This window comes from Oleiphilus sp. HI0043, from assembly GCF_001634935.1.
In genome coordinates this window covers 1-777 of sequence record NZ_LWEY01001892.1, presented here as the reverse complement: position 1 = coordinate 777, position 777 = coordinate 1, and the positions used below count along the sequence as shown (strand labels likewise).

The window sequence follows — 777 nt, the reverse complement described above, 5'->3', positions numbered from 1 at the left end:
GTACACGCTTTTCAGCAATATCGAGTTTTGCCATAACCTTGATACGAGACACCAGCAAAGGCGCTAGTGCGCGCTTGGGTTTAACGATTTCTCGCAAGACTCCATCCACTCTAAAGCGAACGACAAGCTGTTTTTCAAATGTTTCTATATGCACATCTGAAGCATCATTTTTTACTGCTTCGGTCAAAATAGCATTAATTAGTCTGATGATCGGCGCATCATCTTCTTGCTCTAATAAGTCCTCGGTCTCTGGAACCGAGTTTGCCAAGCTGGCCAGATCCATATCGTCGCCCAGACCTTCGACCATCTGCATTGCTTCTGCAGAGTCATTTTGGTAAGCAAGCCCTAAAGCTTCGTCGAACTCTGCCTCATCAACTTGTTGAAAAGGAACCTCACCAAAAGTTAGACGGTTTACTTCTGCAAAAGCCTGGGAGCTAAGACCCGCCCGATAAAGAATCTCATACTCGTTATTTTGATTTTTCAACAATACTATCCCTTGCTTCTTAGCAAAGGAGAATGGCAACCGCTCAAATGGAAGCATTAAACCAGTATCTTCAACAGAGCCGGATGCGGTGCCGGACTCTTCTAAAGTCGGAATATCCGCTGCATCAGCACTATTATGTTGAGACTCTTCTATCACGGTAACCCCTTAAATTCGGTCCGCCAGGTTAGTATTATTCATAATCCCACGAGCAAGCTAAATTAAGCATTTAACTTAAGTAAGACGAGCATTGTATTGTCTTAATCTTATAAACAATAGACGATTACATTAAAACA

At 42.7% G+C, this 777-nt stretch carries 1 protein-coding gene; it reads right to left on the bottom strand.

The features are described from left to right. Positions 1–541: ATPase, T2SS/T4P/T4SS family (locus A3729_RS29230; RefSeq protein WP_197476258.1), on the bottom strand; the 541-nt coding region annotated here is incomplete at its 3' end. Positions 542–777 lie beyond the last annotated feature (236 nt).